Raw genomic sequence first — 23,439 nt, forward strand, 5'->3', positions numbered from 1 at the left:
ACATGATGCCAGGGCGCCTCACGCGACGTGGCCCGAAGTCGCCGGTTGGTCCGCCACCTGCCGCGTTCGGGGCGGCCCCGTGTTTCACTTCCGCGTAGTGACGTCGACGGACCCCCGTCACCTCGGAAAGGAAGGCCGCCTGTGGCCCATGACATCGATGAGGCGTTCCTGGCGCTGCCGTTGCGGGCGCTGGCCGACGCGGCGCTCGCGCGGGCCAGGGCGCTCGGCGCGGAGCACGCCGACTTCCGCTGCGAGCGGGTGCGCAGCGCGTCGTGGCGGTTGCGGGACGCGCGGCCGGCCGGGTCCTCGGACACGACGGACCTCGGGTACGCGGTGCGGGTGGTGCACGGCGGGGCGTGGGGGTTCGCCTCGGGCGTCGACCTCACCATGGACGCCGCGGCCCGGGTCGCCTCGCAGGCGGTCGCGATGGCTCAGCTGTCGGCGCGGGTGATCGCGGCGGCGGGGAGCGACGAGCGCGTCGAGCTGGCGGACGAGCCGGTCCACGCGGACCGGACGTGGGTCTCCTCGTACGGGATCGACCCGTTCACCGTGCCGGACGCCGACAAGAGCGGGCTGCTGGCCGAGTGGAGCGCCGGGCTGCTGCGGGCGGACGGCGTCGCCCATGTGGACGCCTCGCTGCTCACCGTCCACGAGAACAAGTTCTACGCGGACACGGCCGGCACGGTCACCACGCAGCAGCGGGTGCGGCTGCACCCGCAGCTGACGGCGGTGGCGGTGGACGCGTCGACGGGCGAGTTCGACTCGATGCGGACGCTGGCGCCGCCGGCGGGGCGCGGCTGGGAGTACCTGACGGGCAGCGGCTGGGACTGGGACGCGGAGCTGGAGCGGATCCCCGAGCTGCTCGCCGAGAAGATGCGCGCGCCGAGCGTGGAGGCGGGCACGTACGACCTGGTCGTCGACCCGTCGAACCTGTGGCTGACGATCCACGAGTCGATCGGGCACGCCACCGAGCTGGACCGGGCGCTCGGCTACGAGGCGGCCTACGCGGGCACGTCGTTCGCGACGCTCGACCGGCTCGGTTCGCTGCGGTACGGCTCCCCCGCGATGAACGTGACGGGCGACCGGACGGCGGAGCACGGGCTCGCGACGATCGGGTACGACGACGAGGGCGTCGAGGCGCAGTCGTGGGACCTGGTGCGCGACGGGGTGCTGGTCGGGTACCAGCTGGACCGGCGGATCGCGCGGCTGACGGGCCTGGGCCGCTCCAACGGCTGCGCCTTCGCGGACTCCCCGGGCCACGTGCCGGTGCAGCGGATGGCGAACGTGTCGCTGCTGCCGGATCCGGGCGGCCTGTCGACGGAGGACCTGATCGGCGGGGTGGAGCGCGGCATCTACGTGGTCGGCGACCGCTCCTGGTCGATCGACATGCAGCGGTACAACTTCCAGTTCACGGGCCAGCGCTTCCACCGCATCGAGAACGGCCGGCTGGTCGGGCAGCTGCGGGACGTCGCCTACCAGGCGACGACGACGGACTTCTGGGGCTCGATGGAGAAGGTCGGGGGGCCGCAGACGTACGTGCTGGGCGGCGCGTTCAACTGCGGCAAGGCCCAGCCGGGGCAGATCGCGGCGGTGTCGCACGGCTGCCCGTCCGCCCTGTTCCGGGGCGTCACCATCTTGAACACCACGCAGGAGGCCGGCCGGTGAGTCGCGTCAGCAAGCCCCACGAGACCGTCGAGCGCGCCCTGGAGCTGTCCCGGGCCGACGGGTGCGTCGTCATCGCCGACGAGCACTCCTCCGCCAACCTGCGGTGGGCCGGCAACGCCCTGACGACCAACGGCGTGACCCGCGGCCGCACCCTCACGGTCGTCGCGACCGTGGACGGGGCCCGGGGCACGGCCTCGGGCGTGGTGTCCCGGTCGGCGGTGACCGCCGACGAGCTGGAGCCGCTGGTACGCGCGGCCGAGGCGGCGGCGCGCGCGGCGGGCCCCGCCGAGGACGCCCAGCCGCTGGTGGCGGACGTACCCGCGTCGGCGGACTTCGAGGGCGCGCCGGCCGAGACCTCGTCGGCGGTGTTCGGGGACTTCGCGCCCGCGCTGGGCGAGTCCTTCGCCCGGGCCCGCTCGGGCGGCCGGGAGCTGTACGGGTTCGCCAGCCACGAGCTGACCTCCACGTACCTGGGCACGTCGACGGGGCTGCGGCTGCGGCACGACCAGCCGAACGGGACGCTGGAGCTCAACGCGAAGTCGCCGGACCGCGCGCGCTCGGCGTGGGCGGGCCGGGTCACGCGGGACTTCCGGGACGTGGACCCGCTGGCGCTGGACGAGGAGCTGGCGCGGCGGCTCGGCTGGACACGGCGCCGGGTGGAGCTGCCGGCCGGGCGGTACGAGACGCTGCTGCCGCCGACGGCGGTAGCGGACCTGCTGATCTACCAGCAGTGGTCGGCGGCGGCCCGGGACGCGGCGGAGGGCCGGACGGTCTTCGCGCGGCCGGGCGGCGGGACGCGGGTCGGGGAGCGGCTGTCGCCGCTGCCGCTGACGCTGCGCAGCGACCCGGCGGAGCCGGGCCTGGAGTCGGCGCCGTTCGTGATCGCGCACTCCTCGGGCGACGACGCGTCGGTGTTCGACAACGGGCTGCCGCTGGAGCCGGTCGACTGGATCCGGGAGGGCCGGCTGGAGCGCCTCGTCACGACGCGGCACAGCGCCGGGCTCACCGGTTCGCCGGTCGCGCCGGGCCCGGGCAACCTCGTGCTGGACGGCGGTGACGGCCGGTCGCTGGAGGAGATGGTCGCGGCGACCGGGCGCGGGCTGCTGCTGACCTGCCTGTGGTACATCCGCGAGGTGGACCCGGCGACGCTGCTGCTGACCGGGCTGACCCGGGACGGCGTGTACCTGGTGGAGGGCGGCGAGGTGGTCGGCGAGGTGAACAACTTCCGGTTCAACGAGTCGCCGGTGGACCTGCTGGGGCGGGTCACGGAGGCGGGCCGGACCGAGCGGACGCTGCCGCGCGAGTGGGGCGACTGGTTCACCCGCGCCGCGATGCCGCCGCTGCGGGTGCCGGACTTCCACATGAGCTCGGTGAGCCAGGGCGTGTGACGCGGCGGCCCGGCTCCCACCCCGCGGGAGCCCGGCTCCCACCGCGCCGGGGCCCGGCTCCGACCGCGCCGGGGTCGGCCCGGTGGGTGCCTGCCGGGCCGGCCCGGCAGGGCCGCCCGGGCCGGCGCCGTGGGAGCCCTGCGGGCCGGGCGCCGCTGGTGGGCGGCATGATCGCCGCACCGGCGGCCCGGTCGGACACCGTTCAACCACCGGGCCCCCGGACCCCGCCACCCCCTAGACTGGGCCGGCTGCACGACACGCATACGAGGAGGCACGAGGCCGTGACGGACATCGTCGACGAGCTCAAGTGGCGCGGGCTGTTCGCCCAGTCCACCGATGAGGACGCACTGCGCAAGGCTCTCGCGGACGGTCCGGTCACGTTCTATTGCGGCTTCGACCCGACCGCCCCGAGCCTGCACGTGGGCCACCTGGTGCAGGTGCTCACCATGCGCCGCCTCCAGCTGGCGGGACACCGCCCGCTGGCGCTGGTCGGCGGGGCGACCGGGCAGATCGGCGACCCGAAGCCGACCGCTGAGCGCACGCTGAACTCGCCGGAGACGGTCGCCGCCTGGGTGGAGCGGGTGCGCTCGCAGATCGAGCCGTTCCTGATCTTCGAGGGCGACAACGCCGCCACGATGGTCAACAACCTCGACTGGACGGGCGGCATGTCCGCCATCGAGTTCCTGCGGGACATCGGCAAGCACTTCCGCGTCAACAAGATGCTCACCAAGGACTCGGTGGCCCGGCGCCTGGAGTCGGAGCAGGGCATCAGCTACACCGAGTTCTCGTACCAGCTGCTCCAGGGCATGGACTTCCTGGAGCTGTACCGCCGCTACGGCTGCGTCCTCCAGCAGGGCGGCAGCGACCAGTGGGGCAACCTCACGGCCGGCCTGGACCTGATCCACCGCCTGGAGCCGGACGCCGTGGCGCACGCGCTGGCGACGCCGCTGATGACGAAGGCGGACGGCACCAAGTTCGGCAAGACCGAGGGCGGCGCCGTCTGGCTGGACCCGGAGATGACCACGCCGTACGCGTTCTACCAGTTCTGGCTGAACGTGGACGACCGGGACATCTCCCGGTACATGCGCATCCTCAGCTTCCGCAGCCGCACGGAGCTGGAGGAGCTGGAGCGGGTCACCGAGGAGCGCCCGCAGGCCCGGACGGCGCAGCGCGCTCTCGCCGAGGAGCTGACGACCCTGGTGCACGGCGCCGGGCAGTGCGCGTCCGTGATCGCGGCGTCGAAGGCGCTGTTCGGCCAGGGGGACCTGGCGGAGCTGGACGAGTCGACGCTGGCCGCGGCCCTCTCGGAGCTGCCGAGCGCCCGCGTGAGCGAGCCGGGGCTCGTGGTGGACCTCTTCGCGGAGGTCGGCCTCGCCCCGAGCAAGTCCGCCGCGCGGCGCACGGTGAAGGAGGGCGGCGCCTACGTGAACAACGTGAAGGTGGCCGCCGAGGACGCCGAGGTGTCCGCCGACGAGCTGCTGCACGGCCGCTGGCTGGTGCTGCGCCGCGGGAAGAAGAACCTGGCGGCGGTCGAGGTCGCGGCCGGCTGAGCCGGCGCGGCACCCGCCGCCCGCGTACGGCCCCTGCCGCCCCGCGCGGCGCGGCGGCCGGGGAGCCTCGCGCTCCGGGGCCGCCGCGGTGTCCGGTCGGTGACGCGGAGCCGCCGGCCGTCAGGCCCGTTGCCGGTTGCCCCGCAAGGACATGTAGAGCATCTCCCCGATCCCGACGATGACGACGGCCGCGACGACCTGGAGCGCGTGCCGGCCCCAGTCGATGCCGGGGGTCGCCTCGATCCCGAACGCGCGGGCCAGGGCGTTGCCGGCGAGGGCACCGATGATGCCGAAGATGGTGATCAACCACAGTGGGCTGTGCTGCTTGCCCGGCAAGATGGCCTTCGCCAGCAGTCCCAGCACGAATCCCACGATAATCGCCCACAACCAGCCCATGGCTGCCTCCTCGGTACGGATCGACGTGAGCAGTCCCTGACAGTCTGGATCAACGGGGCGCAACGCGCATGTCGGGGAATTCCGGGCACCCGGGTGGCGGGCCCCGCCGGGCCCGCCACCGCCCCGCGGCCCGGGACCCGGAGGCCGCCGCGCGGCCGGGCGGGCGTACCGTGGAGGCAGGGACCGGCCCGGTGAGGGCCGGCGCACGGGTCGGTGGTGGAACGGGATGCGCAAGCACGGCGGCGGTGGCGGCCAGGTCTTCACGATCACGGGTGCCCGGCAGGGCCTCGCGGACGACGTCCGGGGCCGGCAGCGGCGCTACGTGATCTCGATGTCGGTCCGCACGGTCTCGGTGGTCGCCGCCGCGGCGCTGTGGAACGTCGAGCGGCACGTGGCGGTCGTGGCGCTGGTGCTCGGCGTGGTCCTGCCGTACGTGGCCGTGGTGATCGCGAACGCCGGGCGGGAGACCGCGCCGAAGCCGCCGTCCACGTTCGTGGCCGCACCGCCCGTGGCCCACCCGGTACTGGAAGCGCCGCGTCCGCGGGACACGGCCGCGACAGGGGACGCCGACGGGGCCGGGGAGGATGCGGGACCCGGCGCCGCGGACGCCCGAGGCCCGCGGGAGGACGTCCCGGGCGAGCCGCGGGAGCGCGCCGAGAAGCTCAAGAAAAGCTCAGATCAATAGCGAAGTTCCCGTGCACACGACCGGGTTGTGCGTGACATACTGCGTAGGCGCTCCGCATCCCCCGTCGGAGCGACGGACCGACGCCGGGCAGCTCCCCCCGTGGCTGCCCGGCGTCGCCTTTGTCCGTACACGGTTGTCAGGACATGTGCTGTGAGCGACGAGAACCACCCGATCTGTTCCGCCAAGGGCTGCCGCGCCGCCGCCGTGTGGGTGCTGGCCTGGAACAACCCGAAGCTGCACACGCCGGAGCGCCGCAAGACCTGGCTGGCGTGCGAGGAGCACCGGGAGCACCTGTCGCAGTTCCTCGGTGTGCGGGGCTTCCTCAAGGACGTCGTGACGCTCGCCGCGTGGGAGTCCCGGGAGACCGGCGACACCGCCGAGGGCACCCCCTAGCCGAGGGCACCCCCAGGGGTCGGTCTGACTGTCCCTAGCCGCCGATGGCCGACATCGGCCGCTCGGGCTGGAGGAACGACGGGTCGTCCAGTCCGGATCCGGCCTTCTTGCCCCACATGGCCTGCCGCCACAGGGCGGCGACCTCCTCGTCCGGGGCGTCGGAGCGCAGCGCGCCGCGCAGGTCGGTCTCCTCGCGGGCGAACAGGCAGGTGCGGACCTGGCCGTCGGCGGTGAGGCGGGTGCGGTCGCAGGCCCGGCAGAAGGGGCGGGTGACGGAGGCGATGACGCCGACGCGGTGCGGGCCGCCGTCGACGAGCCACCGCTCGGCGGGCGCCGAACCGCGCTCCTCGTCCTGCTCCGCGGTGAGGGTGAAGCGCGTGCGCAGCGACTCCAGGACGTCCCCGGCGGTGATCATGCCGTCGCGCTTCCAGCCGTGCTGGGCGTCGAGCGGCATCTGCTCGATGAACCGCAGTTCGTAGTCGTTGGCGACGGCCCAGGCCAGCAGGTCGGGGGCCTCGTCGGCGTTGAGGCCGGGCATGAGCACGGCGTTGACCTTGACCGGGGTGAGGCCGGCCTCGCGGGCGGCGGCCAGGCCGTCCAGCACGTCGTGGTGGCGGTCGCGCCGGGTGAGGGCCTTGAAGACGTCGGGGCGCAGCGTGTCGAGGGAGACGTTGACCCGGTCCAGGCCGGCGTCCCTGAGGGCGGCGGCGGTGCGCTTGAGGCCGATGCCGTTGGTGGTGAGCGACATCCGGGGCCGGGGCTCCAGGGCGGCGCACCGCTCGACGATGGAGACGAGGCCGGGGCGGAGCAGGGGCTCGCCCCCGGTGAAGCGGACCTCGGTGACGCCCAGCGACGTGACGGCGATCCGGATGAGCCGGACGATCTCGTCGTCGCTGAGGAGGTCGGGCTTGGCCAGCCACTGCAGGCCCTCCTCGGGCATGCAGTAGGTGCAGCGCAGGTTGCACCGGTCGGTGAGCGAGACCCGGAGGTCCGTGGCCACCCGGCCGTAGGTGTCGATGAGCACGGTGGCGCCCTCCCCGGTTCGGTCAGCTGTTCGTCTGCCGTCTTCCCCCGAGCCTACGCGACGGGCCGGACGGCGTCGTGGGCCGTTTGGACCAGGAAGCCGCGGGGCCGTGTCGTAGGGTCCTACGACACGGCCGCCGGCGGTGGCGTCCGGTGGGCGGGTCAGTGCGCTCCGACACCGGTGAGGGACTTGACCTCCAGCTCGGCGTACTTGCCCTTGTCCGGCTCCTCCTTGGACAGCAGGGAGCCGAGCCAGCCGAGCAGGAAGCCCAGCGGGATGGAGATCAGGCCGGGGTTCTCCAGCGGGAACCAGGCGAAGTCGACGCCCGGGAACATCGAGCTGGCCTTGCCGGAGACGACGGGCGAGAAGAGCACGAGGACGACGGACGCGGTGAGGCCGCCGTAGATCGACCACAGGGCGCCCTGGGTGGTGAAGCGCTTCCAGAAGAGGCTGTAGAGGATCGTCGGCAGGTTGGCCGAGGCGGCGACCGCGAAGGCGAGCGCCACGAGCCCGGCGACGTTCAGGTCGCGGGCGAGCGCGCCGAGCGCGATGGAGACGACGCCGATGAACACCGTCGCCCAGCGCGCGGCCCGGACCTCCTCCCGGTCGGTCGCCTGGCCCTTGCGGATGACGTTGGCGTAGATGTCGTGGGCGAAGGACGACGACGAGGCGAGGGTGAGGCCGGCGACGACGGCGAGGATCGTCGCGAAGGCGACCGCGGAGATCACCGCGAGGAGGATCGCGCCGGCCGGGGAGTCCGCGCCGCCGATGTGCAGGGCGAGGAGCGGTGCCGCGGTGTTGCCGGCCTTGTTGGAGGCGGTGATCTCGGCCGGGCCGACGAGGGCGGCGGCGCCGAAGCCCAGGGCGATCGTCATCAGGTAGAAGGCGCCGATGATGCCGATGGCCCAGTTGACGGACTTCCGGGCGGCCTTCGCGGTGGGCACGGTGTAGAAGCGGATGAGGATGTGCGGCAGTCCCGCCGTGCCGAGGACGAGGGCGACGCCGAGGGAGAGGAAGTCGAGCTTCGAGGTGGCCGTGGCGCCGTACTTGAGGCCCGGCTCCAGGAACGCCGCGCCGTGGCCGCTGTTCTCGGCGGCCCGGCCGAGCAGCTCGGAGACGTTGAAGTCGAACTTCATCAGCACCAGGAAGGTGATGAGCAGGGTCCCCGCGATGAGCAGGACGGCCTTGACCATCTGCACCCAGGTGGTGCCCTTCATGCCGCCGATCGTCACGTAAAGGATCATCAGCACGCCCACCAGCGCCACGATGGCGATCTTGCCCATGTCGCTGGTGATGCCGAGGAGCAGCGAGACGAGGACGCCCGCGCCGGCCATCTGCGCCAGCAGGTAGAAGATCGACACGACGATGGTGGAGGTGCCGGCGGCGGTGCGGACCGGCCGCTGGCGCATGCGGTACGCGAGGACGTCGCCCATGGTGAAGCGGCCGGAGTTGCGCAGCGGTTCGGCGACCAGCAGCAGGGCCACCAGCCAGGCGACGAGGAAGCCGATGGAGTAGAGGAAGCCGTCGTACCCGAAGAGGGCGATGGCGCCGGCGATGCCGAGGAACGACGCGGCGGACATGTAGTCGCCGGAGATGGCCAGGCCGTTCTGGAAGCCGGTGAACTGGCGGCCGCCGGCGTAGAAGTCGGCGGCGTCCTTCGTCTGGCGGCCGGCCCAGACGGTGATGAAGAGCGTGGCGACGACGAAGCAGGCGAACAGGGCGATGATCAGCGTGCGGTGCTCGCTCGCGGCCGCGGCGGCGAGGGTCTGGGTGCTCATGCGTCGGCCTCCGCGCGCTGCTCGTTCTCCATGCGGGCCTTGATGGCCTCCGCCCGCGGGTCCAGCTGCCGCGCCGCGTGCCGCGCGTAGAACCAGGCGATGAGGAACGTCGTCAGGAACTGGGCGAGGCCCAGGACGAGCGCGACGTTGATGTTGCCGACGACCTTGCTGCCCATGAAGCCGCCCGCGTAGTTCGACAGCAAGACGTACAGCAGGTACCAGGCGATGAAGGCGACGGTGAGCGGGAAGGCGAACGAGCGGTGGGCGCGGCGCAGTTCGGCGAACTCCGCGCTCTCCTGCATCTGGACGAAGGCCCCCGTCGGGGGCTGGGCGGGACGGGTGTCCGCGCCCCCTGGGGGCGGCGGGGCTTCGGTAGCCACGGGAACTCCTCGCGACGCGGGTGCTGGGGGCTGGGGCGGGGCACCGGGCGGGTGCCGCGGAGGCCGCCGTGGCCTCCTCCCCTGACAACGTCACGGAGGGCGTCGCGACGCGGTTCACCCCACTTCTTCTTTGCTCCCGATTTCTTCGCGAACTCATTGCTGCGCGGGGATGATCAGCGATAGCTTCACTCGTCATGTACCCGCCCATAACAGCATGTGGGCGGACGTCACGGATGATGTGGAGAACCCATGGCTCATCTGGGAACCAGGCGCGGGCGCGCACTCGCTCTGCCCGTCGGTCTGGCGCTCACGGCCTCGCTCGGCTTCCTGCCGGCGGGTGCCGCCTCGGCCGCCCCGGCCGCCGCTGTCCCGGCCGCCGTCGCCGCGGACGGCCCGGACCTCTCGTACGTGGTGAACACGAAGGGCGGTCGCCACACCGCCGCCGTGAAGAAGGCGATAGCCGCGGCGGGCGGCACGGTGGTGGCGTCGTACGACGCGATCGGTGTCATCGTCGCCCACTCGAAGAACCCCGCGTTCGCGCAGACCGTCCGCGCCGCCAAGGGCGTGCAGTCGGCCGGCGCCACGCGGACCGCGCCGCTGAGCCCCGTCGCCACGAAGGACGTCGACGAGGCCGCGCAGCCGCTCACCGCCGCGGAGGCCCGCGCGGCCGCCGCCGAGGCGGACGCCGACCAGGACCCGCTGGAGCCGCTGCAGTGGAGCCTGCCCGCCATCAAGGCGGACAAGGCCCACGAGCGGACGCTCGGCAGCGGCAAGGTCACGGTCGCCGTCATCGACACGGGCGTCGACGACACCCACCCCGACCTGGCCCCCAACTTCGACCGTGCCGCGTCCGCGAACTGCGTGACCGGCAAGGCCGACACCACCGAGGGCTCGTGGCGTCCGGCGGCGGGCGAGAGCGACCACGGCACGCACGTCGCCGGGACGATCGCCGCGGCGAAGAACGGCGTCGGCGTGACCGGCGTCGCGCCGGGTGTGAAGGTCTCGGGCATCAAGGTGTCCAACCCGGACGGATTCTTCTACACGGAGGCCGTGGTCTGCGGCTTCATGTGGGCGGCCGACCACGGCGTCGAGGTCACCAACAACAGCTACTACGTCGACCCGTGGATGTACAACTGCACCAACGACCCCGACCAGGGCGCCCTGGTCGAGGCGCTGACGCGGGCCACGCGGTACGCCGAGCGCAAGGGGGCGGTCAACGTCGCCGCGGCCGGCAACTCCGACACGGACCTGGCGTCGGACGCGGTCACGGACACCACGAGCCCGAACGACACCGAGCCGGTGGAGCGGGTCGTCGACCCGAGCCAGTGCCCGGACATCCCGACGATGCTGCCGGGTGTCGTGACGGTCTCGTCGACCGGCGCGAAGGCGCTGAAGTCGTCGTTCTCCAACTACGGTCTGGGCGTGGTGGACATCGCCGCCCCGGGCGGTGACCGGACCGAGTACCAGACGCCGCAGGCGCCGGCCGTCAACGGCCGGATCCTGTCGACGACGGTCAACGGCGGCTACAACTACAAGGCGGGCACCTCCATGGCGTCCCCGCACGTCGCGGGTGTCGTGGCGCTGATCAAGTCGAAGCACCCGCGGGCCACGCCCGCCCTGGTGAAGGCCCTGCTGTACGCGCAGGCCGACGACACGGCGTGCACGGACCCGTACGACTACGACGCCGACGGGGAGGTCGACGCCGTATGCGAGGGCGGGAAGCGCTACAACGGCTTCTACGGCCACGGCATGGTCGACGCGCTGGACGCGGTTCGCCGCTGACGCTCGTCTGATCGGGGAGGGAGAGCCCGGGCGCGGTCACCGCGCCCGGGCTCTTTCAGGTACGGAACCCTGCCCTCCGTCAGGCACTCGGTGCCATGATGCAGGGGTGAACAGGGCGATCTCTGATGTTTGGGCGGCATTGGGTGCCGACCCGGGGCTGCCGGAGCGGGTGGCGTACCACCGGGTGCCGGGCCTGCTCCCCTCCCGGCTGCCCGTACCGGAGCTGGCGCGCGCAACCGTCGCGGCGTGCGCGCTGGCCGCGGCCGAACTCGCCGCCACGCGCGGCGGGGGTGCGGTGCCGCGGGTCACGGTCGACGACGCGGCGGTGGCCGCCGCCTTCCGCAGCGAGCGGTACGTGTCGCTCGACGGGAGGCCGGGCGGCGGCTTCGCCCCGCTCTCCCGGTTCTGGCGCACGGCCGACGGCTGGGTGCGCACGCACGCCAACTACCCGCACCACCGCGACCGGTTGCTGACCGCGCTGGGACTGCCCGCCGACGCGGACGGAGCGGCCGTCGCGCGGGAGCTGGCCGGGCGCCGGGCGCCGGAGGTCGAGGAGGCCGTGTACGCGGCGGGCGGCCTGGCCGTCGCCGTGCGGGACGCCGAGGCGTGGGCCGCCGGCCAGGGCGCGCCGGCGGGGGGGCGGCCGGCGCTGGACCTCGAACGGACCGGTGACGCGCCGGGCCCCCCGGCCCGCTCGGCGGCGGGACCCGCCGGTGCGGGCGCGCCGTGCGCCGGGGTGCGCGTCCTGGACCTGACGCGGGTGCTGGCCGGGCCCGTCGCCACCCGCACCCTCGCCCTGCTGGGCGCCGACGTGCTGCGGGTGGACGCCCCCGGCCTCCCGGAGAGCCAGGAGGCGCACGACGACACGGGGAGCGGCAAGCGCTCGACCCTGCTGGACCTGCGCCGGGGCGCCGACCGCCGGGTGTTCGAGGAGCTGCTGTCCGCCGCCGACGTGGTCGTCACGGGCTACCGCCCCGGCGCGCTGGACCGGTTCGGGCTCGCGCCCGGGGCCCTGGCCGAGCGCCGGCCCGGCCTGGTGGTCGCCCGGCTGTCGGCGTGGGGCGGGCCGGGGCCCTGGGGCGGCCGGCGCGGCTTCGACAGCCTGGTGCAGGCGGCGACGGGCATCGCCCTGGCGGAGGGCGGCGGCGCGGAGCCGGGCGCCCTCCCGGCGCAGGCCCTCGACCACGGCACCGGCTACCTGGTGGCCGCGGCGGTCCTGCGGGCCCTGACGGAACGCCACCGGAGCGGCGGCACCTGGCGGGTCGAGGCGGCCCTGACGCGGACCGCGCACCTGCTCACCCACGGCACGGACCGCGAGGACCCGGCTCCCGGCGCCTCCCCGGGCACCGGCCGGGGCGGGGCGCCCGCCCCCCGGCTGCTGGAGCGGGACACCCCGCGCGGCCGGCTGCGGTACGCCCCCTCCCCCGTCAGCTACGAGGGTGGGCCCCGCGACTGGGCGCGGCCGCCGGGCCGGTGGGGAGCGGACGAGCCGGGCTGGAGGCCGTGAGCACGCCGGTGGCCAGCAGGTACTGCGCGGCGCCGTAGGTGAGCATGATCCAGAAGTCGGGTACGGGCGCCTGCGGCCAGCCGGCGACACCGGTGGCGATGAGCGTGTCGGAGAGCAGGAACAGCGCCCCGCCCGCCCCGGCGGCCGCGCCGAGGCCGCTCGCGCGGTACGCCATCGCGGTCAGCAGCAGGGAGTACCCGGCGACCGGGACGCGCAGGTCGGCGGGGAGGTCAGGCCACAGCAGGACCACCACGGCGGCGAGTGCGAGGCCGTAACCGGCGCCGAGGAGCGGCGAGGTGCGGGCCCGCCCGAACAGCAGCAGGTAGCAGACGTGCCCGGCGGCGAACGACCCCATGCCGACGAGGAACGCCCACTCGGCGTCGAGGAGCAGGAACACGTCGCCGCCCCAGCCGAGGATGAGCGCGGCGACGAGCGCGCGGGGCGCGCCGCGCACGGCCGCGTACGCCGCGAGCAGCGGCATCAGCAGCGGCTTGGCCACCGCGTGGCCGGTGCCGGAGCCGGCGAGCAGCGCGAGGAGGTCGGCGGTGAGGGCCGCCGCGAAGAGCGGTGGCAGGAGCCGCGCGAGCCGCTCCCGCCGCCCGCCCCGACCCGGCCGGCCGTCCCGGCCCCCACCGGCCTCCCGGGCCGCCGGCACCCGGCCCACCCGGCCCGTCTCGCCCACCCGGCCCGCCCGGTCCGTCTCGCCCACCCGGCCCGCCCGGTCCGCCCGGCTCACGCGGCGCTTTCGCGGGCCGGCGCCCCGGCGGGCCGGCCGGCCGTCTCCGCCGCCCGGTCGGGCGCGGGCGCCGCCCGGTCGGGCGCGGGCGCCGGCTGCCAGCCGGGGCCCCGCAGGAGCCGCCCCGCCCGCTCCCGCCAGGAGCGGGCCGCACGCAGGTCGCGGGCGATGGCCGCGTACTCGTGGGTGGCGACGCGCAGCGGGTTGTAGGTGTCGATGTTCTTGGTGAGGCCGTACACCGGGCGGACGGTCTCGCCGGTGAAGGTGCCGAAGAGGCGGTCCCAGAGGATGAGGATGCCGCCGAAGTTGCGGTCGAGGTAGCCCCCTTGGGAAGCGTGGTGCACCCGGTGGTGGGAGGGGGTGTTGAGGACGTACTCGAAGGGGCGGGGCAGCCTGCCGATCCGCTCGGTGTGCACCCAGAACTGGTACACGAGGTTGGCCGACGAGCAGAAGGCGAGGGCCGCCGGGTGCACGCCGCACGCGATGAGCGGCAGGTAGAACGGCCACACCGTCCACGAGGTCCACGGCTGGCGCAGGGCGGTGCTGAAGTTGAACTTGCGGCTGGAGTGGTGGACGACGTGGCAGGCCCACAGGATCCGCACGACGTGGTGGCCGCGGTGGGACCAGTAGTAGAAGAAGTCCTGGGCGAGCAGCATCAGCGGCACGGTCCACCACAGGACCGGGACGCGCAGCGGCGTCAGCTCGTACACCGCCAGGTAGACGGCGACGATGGGGATCTTCCACAGCAGGTCGAAGACGAGGCTGCCGAGGCCCATGCCGATGCTCGTGGCGGCGTCCTTCACCTCGTACCCGGCGGCGTCCTCGTCGGGACGCAGCCGGTAGCTGACGATCTCCAGGACGGTGAGCAGGACGAAGGCGGGTATCGACCACAGCACGACATCGGGCAGGTTCGGCGACATGCGAGCACCGTAGGGCCGGGTGTCGGGCGAGGGCTAGAGGTGGTTACCGACAAGTATGCGAGACGACTTGTCAACGACTTTTGGACACATCCACCAACGGGCCGCCCCCCTCAGACCCCGGCGGCGCCCAGCAGCGACCCGGCCGCGTACGTCACCGCCATCGCCAGCGCGCCCCCGCCGACCACGCGCGCCACCGCCGGGCGGGCGGGCGCGGAGCCGAGGCGGGCGCTGCACCAGCCGGTGAGCGTGAGCGCCGCGAGGACCGACAGGACCGTCACCCACAGCCGCGCCGGCGCGGGCGGCCAGACGATCGCCAGCAGCGGCAGCAGGGCGCCGACCGTGAAGGCGAGGAAGCTCGCCCCGGCGGCGTGCCACGGGTTGGTCAGCTCGTCGGGGTCGATACCCAGCTCGACCCGCGCGTGGGCCCGCAGGGCGTCACGTTCCGTCAGCTGCACGGCGGCCTCGCGGGCCACGTCCCGGGTCAGGCCGCGCTCGGCCAACAGCTCGGTCAGCTCCTCCAGTTCGGCCTCCGGCTGCTCCCGCAACTCGCGCCGCTCCTGCGCCAGGGCCGCCCTCTCGGAGTCGCGCTGGGTGGAGACGGAGACGTACTCGCCGACCGCCATCGACATGGAGCCGGCCAGCAGGCCGGCCAGCCCCGCGGTCAGGAGCGCGGCCCGGTCCGAGGTGGCGCCCGCGACGCCCACCACCAGGCCGGCGGTGGAGACGATGCCGTCGTTCGCGCCGAGCACCGCGGCCCGCAGCCAGTTGAGGCGCGAGCCCAGTGCCCCGTCGTGCGGCTCGTGCGTGGTCGTGTCCGTCACGGTGCCGAGCGTCTCACCCGGAGTCCGCGCGAGCCGGAAACGGCGCGCGCGTCGACGGCGAGACCGGCCGCGAGGGCTCCGCCGGCGGGCCCGGCCGGCGCCGGCTGACGCGTCAACACCGCGCCATGGGGCAAACCCGGCGGCGGCGCTGTCGGTGGCGGCCTCTATTCTCAGTGACCATGCTCGACGACCGTATGACAGCAGCAGCCTGGCCGGCCGCCTACCCGCAGGGGTACGCGGTCGTCGACGTGGAGACCACCGGCCTCTCCGCGCACGACCGCATAGTGTCGGCTGCCGTCTACCGGCTCGACGCGCGGGGCCGGGTGGAGGACCACTGGTACACGCTGGTCAACCCGGAGCGCGACCCCGGGCCCGTGTGGATCCACGGCCTGACGAACGACGTGCTGGAGGGCGCGCCCCTCTTCGCCGACGTGGCCGCGGAGTTCTCCGAACGGCTCGACGGCCGCGTCCTCGTCGCGCACAACGCCTACTTCGACTGGACGATGATCGCCCGGGAGTACGCCAGGGCCGAGCGCACCGCCCCGGTGCGGCAGCGGCTGTGCACGATGGCGCTGGCCAAGGAGCTGGCGCTGCCGCTGCCCAACATGAAGCTGGAGTCGCTCGCCGCCCACTTCGGCGTGGAGCAGCGTCAGGCGCACCACGCCCTGGACGACGCACGGGTGCTGGCGGAGGCGTTCCGGCCGAGCCTCCGCGCGGCGGCCGAGCGCGGGGTCCGGCTGCCGCTCCTGGAGTGCCTGCCCCTCGTGGAGTGGTCGGCGGCGCCAGCCGCGGCCGCGCCCCGGATCGGCCGTCAGGCCACGTACGGGTCGGGCGGCTGGCGGCCGGCGCGGAAGCGGCCGGCGTGCCCGTACCCGAACCCGGGGCGGTACCAGTCGGACAAACCGCTCAAGCAGGGCATGCGGGTGGCGTTTTCGGGTGACACCTCGGTCGAGCGGGAGCTGCTGGAGGACCGGGCCGTCGAGGCGGGGCTGCACATCGCGACCAGCGTCTCGCGGCTGACCAGCCTGCTCGTCACCAACGACCCGGGGGCGGGCACCTCCAAGCTGGTGAAGGCCGAGGCGTTCGGGACACCGATCGTCGACGAGGCCGCCTTCACCCACCTGCTGCGGGACGTGGCCCCGGCGGACGAGTGACCCCGGCCCCCGCGCGGGGACGGGCGCGCGGGGACGGGCGGAGGGACGAACGGGTGACCGCCGGGCGCGCCGCCCTCCGATCCGGCCGCCGCTGCCCGCACCCTGTGGCGCATGGCACGTTGCGAGGTCTGCGGAAACGACTACGGCATGTCCTTCGAGGTGCACGCGCAGGGCGCCGTGCACGTCTTCGACTGCTTCTCCTGCGCCATCCACCGCATGGCGCCCATCTGCGAACACTGCCGGGTCCAGATCATCGGCCAGGGCGTGGAGGCCGACGGCCGCTGGTACTGCGGCGCGCACTGCGCCCGCGCGGAGGGCCGGGCGGGCATCGTCGACAGCGCCTGACCCGGAGGCGGGCGGGGCACGGGCGGGATGTACGGTCTTGGGGTGTACCGCTTCCTGTTGTCCCGGCAGTGGGTGATCCTCACCCTGGTCGTGCTCGTCCTGATCCCGGTGATGGTCGAGCTGGGATTCTGGCAGTTCCACCGGCACGAGCGCCGGGTCGCCCAGAACGCGCTGATCGCGGACAACCTCACGGCCGCACCCGTCCCCGTGACCGAGCTGACCTCGCCGGGGCACACCGTCCCGCGCTCCGACTTCTGGCGTCGGGTGACGGCGACGGGCACGTTCGACACCGCCCGCGAGGTCGTCGTGCGCCGCCGCACCAACGCGGACGACCGGGTCGGCATGCACGTGCTGACCCCGCTGCTCCTCACCGACGGCCGGATCGTCCTGGTCAACCGCGGCTGGGTCCCGGCCGCCCCGGACCAGAAGTCCTACCCGGACGTGCCGCCCGCCCCGAAGGGCGAGGTGACCGTGGTCGGCCGGCTCATGGCCGACCAGACGACCGGCAGCAGCGGCATCAAGGACCTGCGCGGGCTGCCGCCGCGCCAGGTCATGCTGATCAACAGCGAGCAGCAGGCGGAGCGGCTCGGCCGCGAGGTGCTCGGCGGCTACCTGGAGCTGACGGACCCGGCCCCGCCCGGCGGGAGCCCCGAGCCGATCCCGGACCCCGACCACGAGTCGATCGGCTCCCACATGGCGTACGCCGTCCAGTGGTGGCTGTTCGCGGCGGGCGTGCCGGTCGGCTGGGTGATCCTGGTCCGCCGGGAGCGCCGCGACCTGGCGGCGGCGGCCGCGGGCGGAAGCGGGGCCGCCGGGTCCCCCGGCCCGGGCGGCGACGGCGACGGGGGCGGCGGAACCGACGGCTCCGGCGGCGGCAGCGGTGACCCCGGTCACGCTGCGGGCACGGGCGCGGACACGGACTCGGACACGGAAGCCGGCGCGGAGCCCCCGCGGGAGCCCGCCGACCGGTGACCCGCCGGCGTGCGGCGCGCGTCCGCCGGGCAGGCTGACGGATTGGCGCTGTTCCGGGGCGGGAACACGCCAGAACGTGACGCAACGTATCGAGGACTACGCCCTCATCGGCGATCTGCAGACCGCAGCCCTGGTGGGCCGGGACGGCTCCATCGACTGGCTCTGCCTGCCGCGCTTCGACTCCGGCGCCTGCTTCGCCGCGCTCCTGGGCGACGAGGACAACGGCCACTGGAGGCTCGCGCCCCGAGGTGCGCGCACCTGCTCCCGGCGAAGTTACGTGGGCGACTCCCTGGTGCTGGAGTCGGTCTGGGAGACCCGTACCGGCACGGTCCGCGTCCTCGACTTCATGCCGCAGCGCGACCGCGCCCCCGACGTGATGCGGATCGTGGAGGGCGTCTCCGGCCGGGTCGAGATGTCGTCCGTGCTGCGGCTGCGGTTCGACTACGGCTCGGCCGTGCCCTGGGTGCGGCGCACCGACGGCCACCGGGTGGCGGTCGCGGGCCCCGACTCGGTGTGGCTGCGCAGCGAGCCGGAGGTGAAGACCTGGGGCCAGCAGTACAGCACCTGCTCCTCCTTCACGGTCGGCCCCGGCGAGAAGGTCGCGTTCTGCCTCACCTGGCATCCCTCCCACGAGCCGCGGCCCGACCTGGTCGACCCGTACGAGGCGCTGGAGCACACGCTGGAGGACTGGAAGTCCTGGGCGGCGCAGTGCACGTACGAGGGTCCCTACCGGGACGCGGTGATGCGGTCGCTCATCACGCTGAAGGCGCTGACGTACGCGCCGACGGGCGGGATCGTCGCCGCGCCGACGACGTCGCTGCCCGAGGAGATGGGCGGCGTGCGGAACTGGGACTACCGCTTCTGCTGGCTGCGCGACTCGACGCTGACCCTGTACGCGCTGCTGTCGGCGGGCTATCTGGAGGAGGCCGGCGCGTGGCGCGACTGGCTGCTGCGGGCGGTCGCCGGCGACCCGGCGGACCTCCAGATCATGTACGGCCTCGCGGGTGAGCGGCGGCTGCCGGAGGCCGAGGTCCCCTGGCTGCGCGGGTACGGCGGCTCGCGCCCGGTGCGGATCGGCAACGCCGCCGTCAGCCAGCGGCAGCTGGACGTGTACGGACAGGTCATGGACTCCCTGTATCTGGCGCGTGAGGTGGGCATGCCCCCGCAGCGGCACGCCTGGGCGCTCCAGCTGAGCCTGCTGGGGTACCTGGAGTCGACGTGGCGCGAGCCGGACGAGGGCCTGTGGGAGGTGCGCGGGCAGCGCCGCCACTTCGTGCACTCGAAGGTCATGGCGTGGGTGGCCGCGGACCGGGCGGCGCGGACCCTGGAGCGGTACCCCGACCTGCCGGGGGACGTGGAGCGGTGGCGGACGATGCGCGACGAGGTGCACCGGGAGGTGTGCGAACGGGGGTACGACCCGGTGCGCAACACCTTCACCCAGTCGTACGGCTCCGCCGAGCTGGACGCGGCGACGCTGCTGATCCCGCGGGTGGGCTTCCTGCCGCCGGACGACCCGCGCGTGGTCGGCACCGTGGACGCGGTGGCCGCCGAGCTGGGGCACGGCGGGTTCATCCACCGGTACAGCACGGACGGGATCGCCGTGGACGGGCTGCCCGGCGGGGAGGGGACGTTCCTCGCCTGCTCGTTCTGGATGGCCGACGCGCTGCACATGATGGGCCGCACGGACGAGGCGCGCGAGCTGTTCGAGCGGCTGCTGGGGGTGTGCAACGACGTGGGGCTGCTGGCGGAGGAGTACGACCCGGTGGCCGGGCGGCAGCTGGGGAACTTCCCGCAGGCGTTCAGCCACGTCGGGCTGGTCACGACCGCCCTCGCGCTGGCGGCGGACGACGCGGCAGGATAAGGCCATGGATCTTGGACTGAAGGACCGTGTGTACGTCGTGACCGGCGCCTCCCGGGGCCTCGGCTACGCGGCGGCGAAGGCGCTGGTGGCCGAGGGGGCGAAGGTCGCCTTGTCGTCGCGCGACGAGGACGCCGTGCGGCGGGCGGCGGACGGGCTGGGCGCGGGCGCCGTCGCGGTCGCCGCCGACAACGCCGACCCGGCCACGCCCGAGCGGCTCGTCGCGGCGGCGCGGGAGCACTTCGGCGGGTTCGACGGCGTGCTGGTCAGCGTCGGCGGACCGGCGCCGGGGTGGGCGGCGGACAACACCGACGAGCAGTGGCGGGCCGCGTTCGACTCGGTGTTCCTCGGCGCCGTGCGGCTGGCCCGCACCGCGGCGGACGCGCTGGGTGAGGGCGGGGTGATCGGCTTCGTCCTGTCCGCCTCGGTGCACGAGCCGATCCCGGGGCTGACGATCTCCAACGGCCTGCGCCCCGGGCTCGCCGGCTTCGCGAAGTCACTGGCGAACGAGGTCGGGCCGCGCGGGGTGCGCGTCGTGGGCCTGCTGCCCTCCCGCATCGACACGGACCGGGTGCGCGAGCTGGACGCCCTGTCCGGTGACGCGGCCGCCGCCCGGGCCGACAACGAGGCGCGGATCCCGCTGCGCCGGTACGGCACGCCGGAGGAGTTCGGCGCGACGGCGGCGTTCCTGCTCTCCCCCGCCGCCTCCTACCTGACCGGGGTCATGCTGCCGGTCGACGGCGGCGCCCGGCACGGCTTCTGACGGCGCGGCCGCCTCACCCGGGCGGTGTACCGGGGCCGGGTGAGGCGGCGGCGGCATGGGCGCCGGCGCGGCGCTGGGGCGGTCAGTCGGCGAGGCCCGCGAGGTCGCGCAGACGGCGGGCCTGGGCGGCCCGCTCGGCGACGCGCTGCTCCTCGTACGGGCGCCCGGCCGCGCCGCGCAGCAGTGCCTTGGTCTCCACGACGGCGTCGCGCGGGGCGGCGAGCAGGGCGGTGGCCAGGTCACGGACGGCGGCGTCGAGCTCCTCGACGGGCACCACGAGGTTGGCCAGGCCGACGCGCTCGGCCTCGTCGGCGTGGACGAACCGGCCCGTGGCGCAGATCTCCAGCGCACGGGCGTAGCCGACGGCGGCGACGAGCGGATGCGTGCCGGTCAGGTCCGGGACGAGTCCGAGGCTGGTCTCGCGCATGGCGAACTGCGCGTCCTGCGCGGCGACCCGCAGGTCGCAGGCGAGGGCGAGCTGGAAGCCGGCACCGATGGCGTGGCCCTGGACGGCCGCGATCGACACGAGGTCGTTGCGGCGCCACCAGGTGAACGCCTCCTGGTACTCGGCGATGACGGCGTCCAGCTCCTCGTCGGAGCCGCGCGCCAGGTCGAGGAAGGACGGCTCGCCGTCGAACCCCTCCGGTGTGAACGCCTGCCGGTCGAGGCCGGCGGAGAACGACTTGCCCTCCCCGCGCAGGACGACGACCCGCACGTCCCCGGGCAGGGCGCGGCCCGCCTCGGTGAGGGCCCGCCACAGGGCGGGCGACTGGGCGTTGCGCTTCGCCGGGTTGGTGAGGGTCACCGTGGCGACGGCGTCCTCGACGGTGAGGCGTACACCGTCCTTGTCGAGCACGACGGGAGCGGGGTCGAGCGAGGTCATACGGCGCCTCCGGGTCCGGTGCAGCGGTTGTCGTCCGGCGCAACCGACCAGCGGCTGCGCCGAACGACAAATTACTGCACGGTAACCATCCGGTCGACCGTCGGACCGCGCCGCACCGGACGGTCACGGCCCCGGAGCCGAGCGGCGGTCGTGACCGCCGGATCGGCCCGGTGCCCGGACCGCCGGTCCACCGCGGCCGCGGACGGCCGGGGGGTTACTGCCGGAACCGTGGGGCGCCGTGACGGAGCGCACCCGGGGACGGTCAGGCCGGCGTGGCCTTCTTGCCCCGCGTCGCTCCGCCGCGTCCACGCAACACGACTCCCGATTCGGTGAGCATCCGGTGGACGAATCCGTAGGACCGGCCGGTCTCCTCGGCCAGGGCCCGGATGCTCACGCCGGCGTCGTACTTCTTCTTCAGGTCTGCCGCGAGCTTCTCGCGCGCGGCGCCGGTCACCCGGCTGCCCTTCTTCAGAGTCTCGGCCACCCGTGCCTCCTCAAGGGAAGTGCGCTCTGGTCTTCTCATGATCACCCCTCCGAGCCCACATGGCCAGCCATTCGACAAGGTCGGTGCACGCGGGTTTCCGCGCCGGGCGGCCCCGTGGGGCGCCGAAATCCCCGCCGCGACCGGAAGCGGAACGCGAAGTACCAGGTCAGCGGCGCCCACACGGGGACGCGCGGCGCGGCGCGGGCGGGGCGGAAGCCGCCCGGTGCCACGCCGCGGTATGAGATCGGCTCACTCAGATGAAGGATCACCGCTGAGCCGAATGATCCAGGCGGGGTTGATCAGGCCAGGGAGACCAGGTCCGCGTAGTCCGCACCCCACAGGTCCTCGACACCGTCCGGGAGCAGGATGATGCGCTCCGGCTGGAGGGCGTCGACGGCGCCCTCGTCGTGCGTGACCAGGACGACCGCGCCCTTGTAGGTGCGCAGCGCGCCGAGGATCTCCTCGCGGCTCGCGGGGTCGAGGTTGTTCGTCGGCTCGTCGAGCAGCAGCACGTTCGCCGAGGAGACCACCAGCGTGGCGAGCGCCAGCCGGGTCTTCTCACCGCCGGAGAGGACCCCGGCCGGCTTGTCGACGTCGTCGCCGGAGAAGAGGAACGAGCCGAGGACCTTGCGGACCTCGACCATGTCCAGGTCCGGCGCGGCCGACCGCATGTTCTCCAGGACCGTGCGGTCGGGGTCGAGGGTCTCGTGCTCCTGGGCGTAGTAGCCGAGCTTCAGCCCGTGGCCCGGGACGACCTCGCCGGTGTCGGGACGCTCCGCGCCGGCGAGCAGCCGCAGCAGCGTGGTCTTGCCGGCGCCGTTGAGGCCGAGGATCACCACCCGCGAGCCCTTGTCGATGGCGAGGCTGACGTCGGTGAAGATCTCCAGCGAGCCGTACGACTTGGACAGGCCCTCCGCCGTCAGCGGGGTGCGGCCGCAGGGGGCGGGGTCCGGGAAGCGCAGCTTGGCGACCTTGTCGGACTGCCGCACCTCGTCCAGGCCGGACAGCAGCTTCTCGGCGCGGCGCGCCATGTTCTGCGCGGCGACCGTCTTGGTGGCCTTGGCCCGCATCTTGTCGGCCTGGGCGTTGAGCGCGGCGGCCTTCTTCTCGGCGTTCTGCCGCTCGCGGCGGCGGCGCTTCTCGTCGTCCTCGCGCTGGCGCTGGTACAGCTTCCAGCCCATGTTGTAGATGTCGATCGCGGAGCGGTTGGCGTCGAGGTAGAAGACCTTGTTGACGACCGTCTCGACGAGGTCGACGTCGTGGGAGATGACCACGAAGCCGCCGCGGTAGGTCTTCAGGTAGTCGCGCAGCCAGGTGATCGAGTCCGCGTCCAGGTGGTTGGTCGGCTCGTCGAGCAGGAGCGTGTCGGCGTCCGAGAAGAGGATCCGCGCCAGCTCGATCCGGCGGCGCTGACCGCCCGAGAGGGTGTGCAGCGGCTGGCCGAGCACCCGGTCGGGCAGGCCCAGGGCGGCGGCGATGGTGGACGCCTCGGCCTCCGCGGAGTACCCGCCCTTGGTGAGGAACTCGGTCTCCTGGCGCTCGTACTGCTTGAGGGCCTTCTCGCGGGTGGAGCCCTTGCCGGTGGCGATGCGCTCCTCGTTGGTCCGCATCTTGTGGATCAGTACGTCCAGGCCGCGGGCGGAGAGGATGCGGTCGCGGGCCAGCACGTCGAGGTCGCCCGTGCGCGGGTCCTGCGGGAGGTAGCCCACCTCGCCGGAGCGGGTGATGGTGCCGGCGGCGGGGATGCCCTCGCCCGCCAGGCACTTGGTGAGCGTCGTCTTGCCGGCGCCGTTGCGGCCGACGAGGCCGATGCGGTCACCCTTGGCGATGCGGAAGGAAGCGGACTCGATGAGGACGCGTGCGCCGGCGCGCAGCTCGAGACCGGTGGCGGTGATCATGGACAGACTCTCCAGGGCGGGGTGGACGGCGGAAGAACGGCGGCTGCGGTGACTTCG

General features: G+C 74.0%; 22 protein-coding genes. 12 read left to right on the forward strand and 10 right to left on the reverse strand.

Features of this window, described 5'->3' with window-relative positions:
* Positions 1 to 141: 141 nt before the first annotated feature.
* From LPA54_RS27965 to tyrS, 3 genes are all read left to right on the forward strand, one after another.
* Positions 142 to 1,665, forward strand: a complete 1,524-nt coding sequence (locus tag LPA54_RS27965; RefSeq protein ID WP_228982748.1) for a TldD/PmbA family protein — start codon at positions 142 to 144, stop codon at positions 1,663 to 1,665.
* Entirely contained in the window at positions 1,662 to 3,053 is a 1,392-nt protein-coding gene (locus LPA54_RS27970; protein ID WP_228982750.1) for a metallopeptidase TldD-related protein, read from the forward strand. The genes LPA54_RS27965 and LPA54_RS27970 overlap by 4 nt, the downstream gene beginning before the upstream one ends.
* Positions 3,054 to 3,334: 281 nt before the next feature.
* Complete coding sequence (tyrS, locus tag LPA54_RS27975; protein WP_228982751.1) at positions 3,335 to 4,603, forward strand: tyrosine--tRNA ligase; 1,269 nt, start codon at positions 3,335 to 3,337, stop codon at positions 4,601 to 4,603.
* A gap of 120 nt (positions 4,604 to 4,723) precedes the next feature.
* Here tyrS and LPA54_RS27980 read toward each other — a convergent pair whose 3' ends face one another.
* Entirely contained in the window at positions 4,724 to 4,999 is a 276-nt protein-coding gene (locus tag LPA54_RS27980) for a GlsB/YeaQ/YmgE family stress response membrane protein (RefSeq protein ID WP_228982753.1), read from the reverse strand.
* 226 nt (positions 5,000 to 5,225) lie between these two features.
* On the opposite strand from LPA54_RS27980, the gene LPA54_RS27985 reads away from it, so the two are divergent.
* Entirely contained in the window at positions 5,226 to 5,684 is a 459-nt protein-coding gene (locus LPA54_RS27985; RefSeq protein ID WP_228982758.1) for a DUF3099 domain-containing protein, read from the forward strand.
* Between the two features lie 150 nt (positions 5,685 to 5,834).
* The gene (locus LPA54_RS27990; RefSeq protein ID WP_228982760.1) at positions 5,835 to 6,077 is read left to right on the forward strand and encodes a hypothetical protein; all 243 of its coding nucleotides are present in this window, start codon (positions 5,835 to 5,837) and stop codon (positions 6,075 to 6,077) included.
* Positions 6,078 to 6,111: 34 nt separating this feature from the next.
* On the opposite strand, the gene moaA is transcribed toward LPA54_RS27990, so the two are convergent.
* The 3 genes from moaA to LPA54_RS28005 all read right to left on the reverse strand — a co-directional run bounded on the left by moaA (position 6,112) and on the right by LPA54_RS28005 (position 9,259).
* Positions 6,112 to 7,101 carry a GTP 3',8-cyclase MoaA gene (gene moaA, locus LPA54_RS27995; RefSeq protein ID WP_228982761.1) on the reverse strand — a complete coding sequence of 330 codons (990 nt, stop codon included), beginning with the start codon at positions 7,099 to 7,101 and terminating at the stop codon, positions 6,112 to 6,114.
* A 161-nt stretch (positions 7,102 to 7,262) separates the two neighbouring features.
* The gene (locus tag LPA54_RS28000) at positions 7,263 to 8,879 is read right to left on the reverse strand and encodes a cation acetate symporter (RefSeq protein WP_228982763.1); all 1,617 of its coding nucleotides are present in this window, start codon (positions 8,877 to 8,879) and stop codon (positions 7,263 to 7,265) included.
* Positions 8,876 to 9,259 (reverse strand): DUF485 domain-containing protein, encoded by a 384-nt coding sequence (locus tag LPA54_RS28005; RefSeq protein WP_228982769.1) that lies wholly within the window; start codon positions 9,257 to 9,259, stop codon positions 8,876 to 8,878. Before LPA54_RS28005 ends, LPA54_RS28000 begins: the two co-directional genes overlap by 4 nt.
* Positions 9,260 to 9,508: 249 nt before the next feature.
* On the opposite strand from LPA54_RS28005, the gene LPA54_RS28010 reads away from it, so the two are divergent.
* Positions 9,509 to 11,041 (forward strand): S8 family serine peptidase, encoded by a 1,533-nt coding sequence (locus tag LPA54_RS28010; protein WP_228982771.1) that lies wholly within the window; start codon positions 9,509 to 9,511, stop codon positions 11,039 to 11,041.
* 106 nt (positions 11,042 to 11,147) lie between these two features.
* Positions 11,148 to 12,548, forward strand: a complete 1,401-nt coding sequence (locus LPA54_RS28015) for a CoA transferase (RefSeq protein WP_228982774.1) — start codon at positions 11,148 to 11,150, stop codon at positions 12,546 to 12,548.
* On the opposite strand, the gene LPA54_RS28020 is transcribed toward LPA54_RS28015, so the two are convergent.
* The 3 genes from LPA54_RS28020 to LPA54_RS28030 all read right to left on the reverse strand — a co-directional run bounded on the left by LPA54_RS28020 (position 12,469) and on the right by LPA54_RS28030 (position 15,025).
* The gene (locus LPA54_RS28020; protein ID WP_228982844.1) at positions 12,469 to 13,122 is read right to left on the reverse strand and encodes a lysoplasmalogenase; all 654 of its coding nucleotides are present in this window, start codon (positions 13,120 to 13,122) and stop codon (positions 12,469 to 12,471) included. The two genes, LPA54_RS28015 and LPA54_RS28020, sit on opposite strands and share 80 nt — an antisense overlap.
* A gap of 158 nt (positions 13,123 to 13,280) precedes the next feature.
* A complete protein-coding gene (locus LPA54_RS28025; RefSeq protein ID WP_228982775.1) occupies positions 13,281 to 14,204 on the reverse strand; it encodes a sterol desaturase family protein in 924 nt (307 codons plus the stop codon).
* Between the two features lie 110 nt (positions 14,205 to 14,314).
* The gene (locus LPA54_RS28030; protein WP_228982778.1) at positions 14,315 to 15,025 is read right to left on the reverse strand and encodes a VIT family protein; all 711 of its coding nucleotides are present in this window, start codon (positions 15,023 to 15,025) and stop codon (positions 14,315 to 14,317) included.
* 173 nt (positions 15,026 to 15,198) lie between these two features.
* Here LPA54_RS28030 and LPA54_RS28035 point away from each other — a divergent pair, with 173 nt between their 5' ends.
* From LPA54_RS28035 to LPA54_RS28055, 5 genes are all read left to right on the forward strand, one after another.
* Entirely contained in the window at positions 15,199 to 16,179 is a 981-nt protein-coding gene (locus LPA54_RS28035; protein ID WP_228982779.1) for a DEDDh family exonuclease, read from the forward strand.
* 111 nt (positions 16,180 to 16,290) lie between these two features.
* A complete protein-coding gene (locus tag LPA54_RS28040; RefSeq protein WP_228982781.1) occupies positions 16,291 to 16,524 on the forward strand; it encodes a hypothetical protein in 234 nt (77 codons plus the stop codon).
* A gap of 42 nt (positions 16,525 to 16,566) precedes the next feature.
* Positions 16,567 to 17,496, forward strand: coding sequence for an SURF1 family protein (locus tag LPA54_RS28045; RefSeq protein WP_228982783.1), 930 nt, complete (start codon positions 16,567 to 16,569; stop codon positions 17,494 to 17,496).
* Positions 17,497 to 17,572: 76 nt separating this feature from the next.
* Positions 17,573 to 19,357 (forward strand): glycoside hydrolase family 15 protein, encoded by a 1,785-nt coding sequence (locus tag LPA54_RS28050; RefSeq protein WP_228982784.1) that lies wholly within the window; start codon positions 17,573 to 17,575, stop codon positions 19,355 to 19,357.
* Between the two features lie 4 nt (positions 19,358 to 19,361).
* Positions 19,362 to 20,117 carry an SDR family oxidoreductase gene (locus tag LPA54_RS28055; protein ID WP_228982786.1) on the forward strand — a complete coding sequence of 252 codons (756 nt, stop codon included), beginning with the start codon at positions 19,362 to 19,364 and terminating at the stop codon, positions 20,115 to 20,117.
* 82 nt (positions 20,118 to 20,199) lie between these two features.
* Here LPA54_RS28055 and LPA54_RS28060 read toward each other — a convergent pair whose 3' ends face one another.
* The 3 genes from LPA54_RS28060 to LPA54_RS28070 form a co-directional block, all read right to left on the reverse strand.
* Complete coding sequence (locus tag LPA54_RS28060; RefSeq protein ID WP_228982789.1) at positions 20,200 to 21,000, reverse strand: enoyl-CoA hydratase/isomerase family protein; 801 nt, start codon at positions 20,998 to 21,000, stop codon at positions 20,200 to 20,202.
* Between the two features lie 262 nt (positions 21,001 to 21,262).
* Positions 21,263 to 21,484, reverse strand: coding sequence for a helix-turn-helix domain-containing protein (locus LPA54_RS28065; RefSeq protein ID WP_058943570.1), 222 nt, complete (start codon positions 21,482 to 21,484; stop codon positions 21,263 to 21,265).
* Between the two features lie 299 nt (positions 21,485 to 21,783).
* On the reverse strand, positions 21,784 to 23,382 hold the full coding sequence (locus LPA54_RS28070; protein ID WP_228982790.1) for an ABC-F family ATP-binding cassette domain-containing protein: 1,599 nt from the start codon (positions 23,380 to 23,382) through the stop codon (positions 21,784 to 21,786).
* Between the last annotated feature and the right edge of the window lie 57 nt (positions 23,383 to 23,439).

It is taken from the genome of Streptomyces sp. DH12 (genome assembly GCF_020873895.1).
Lineage (GTDB): Bacteria > Actinomycetota > Actinomycetes > Streptomycetales > Streptomycetaceae > Streptomyces.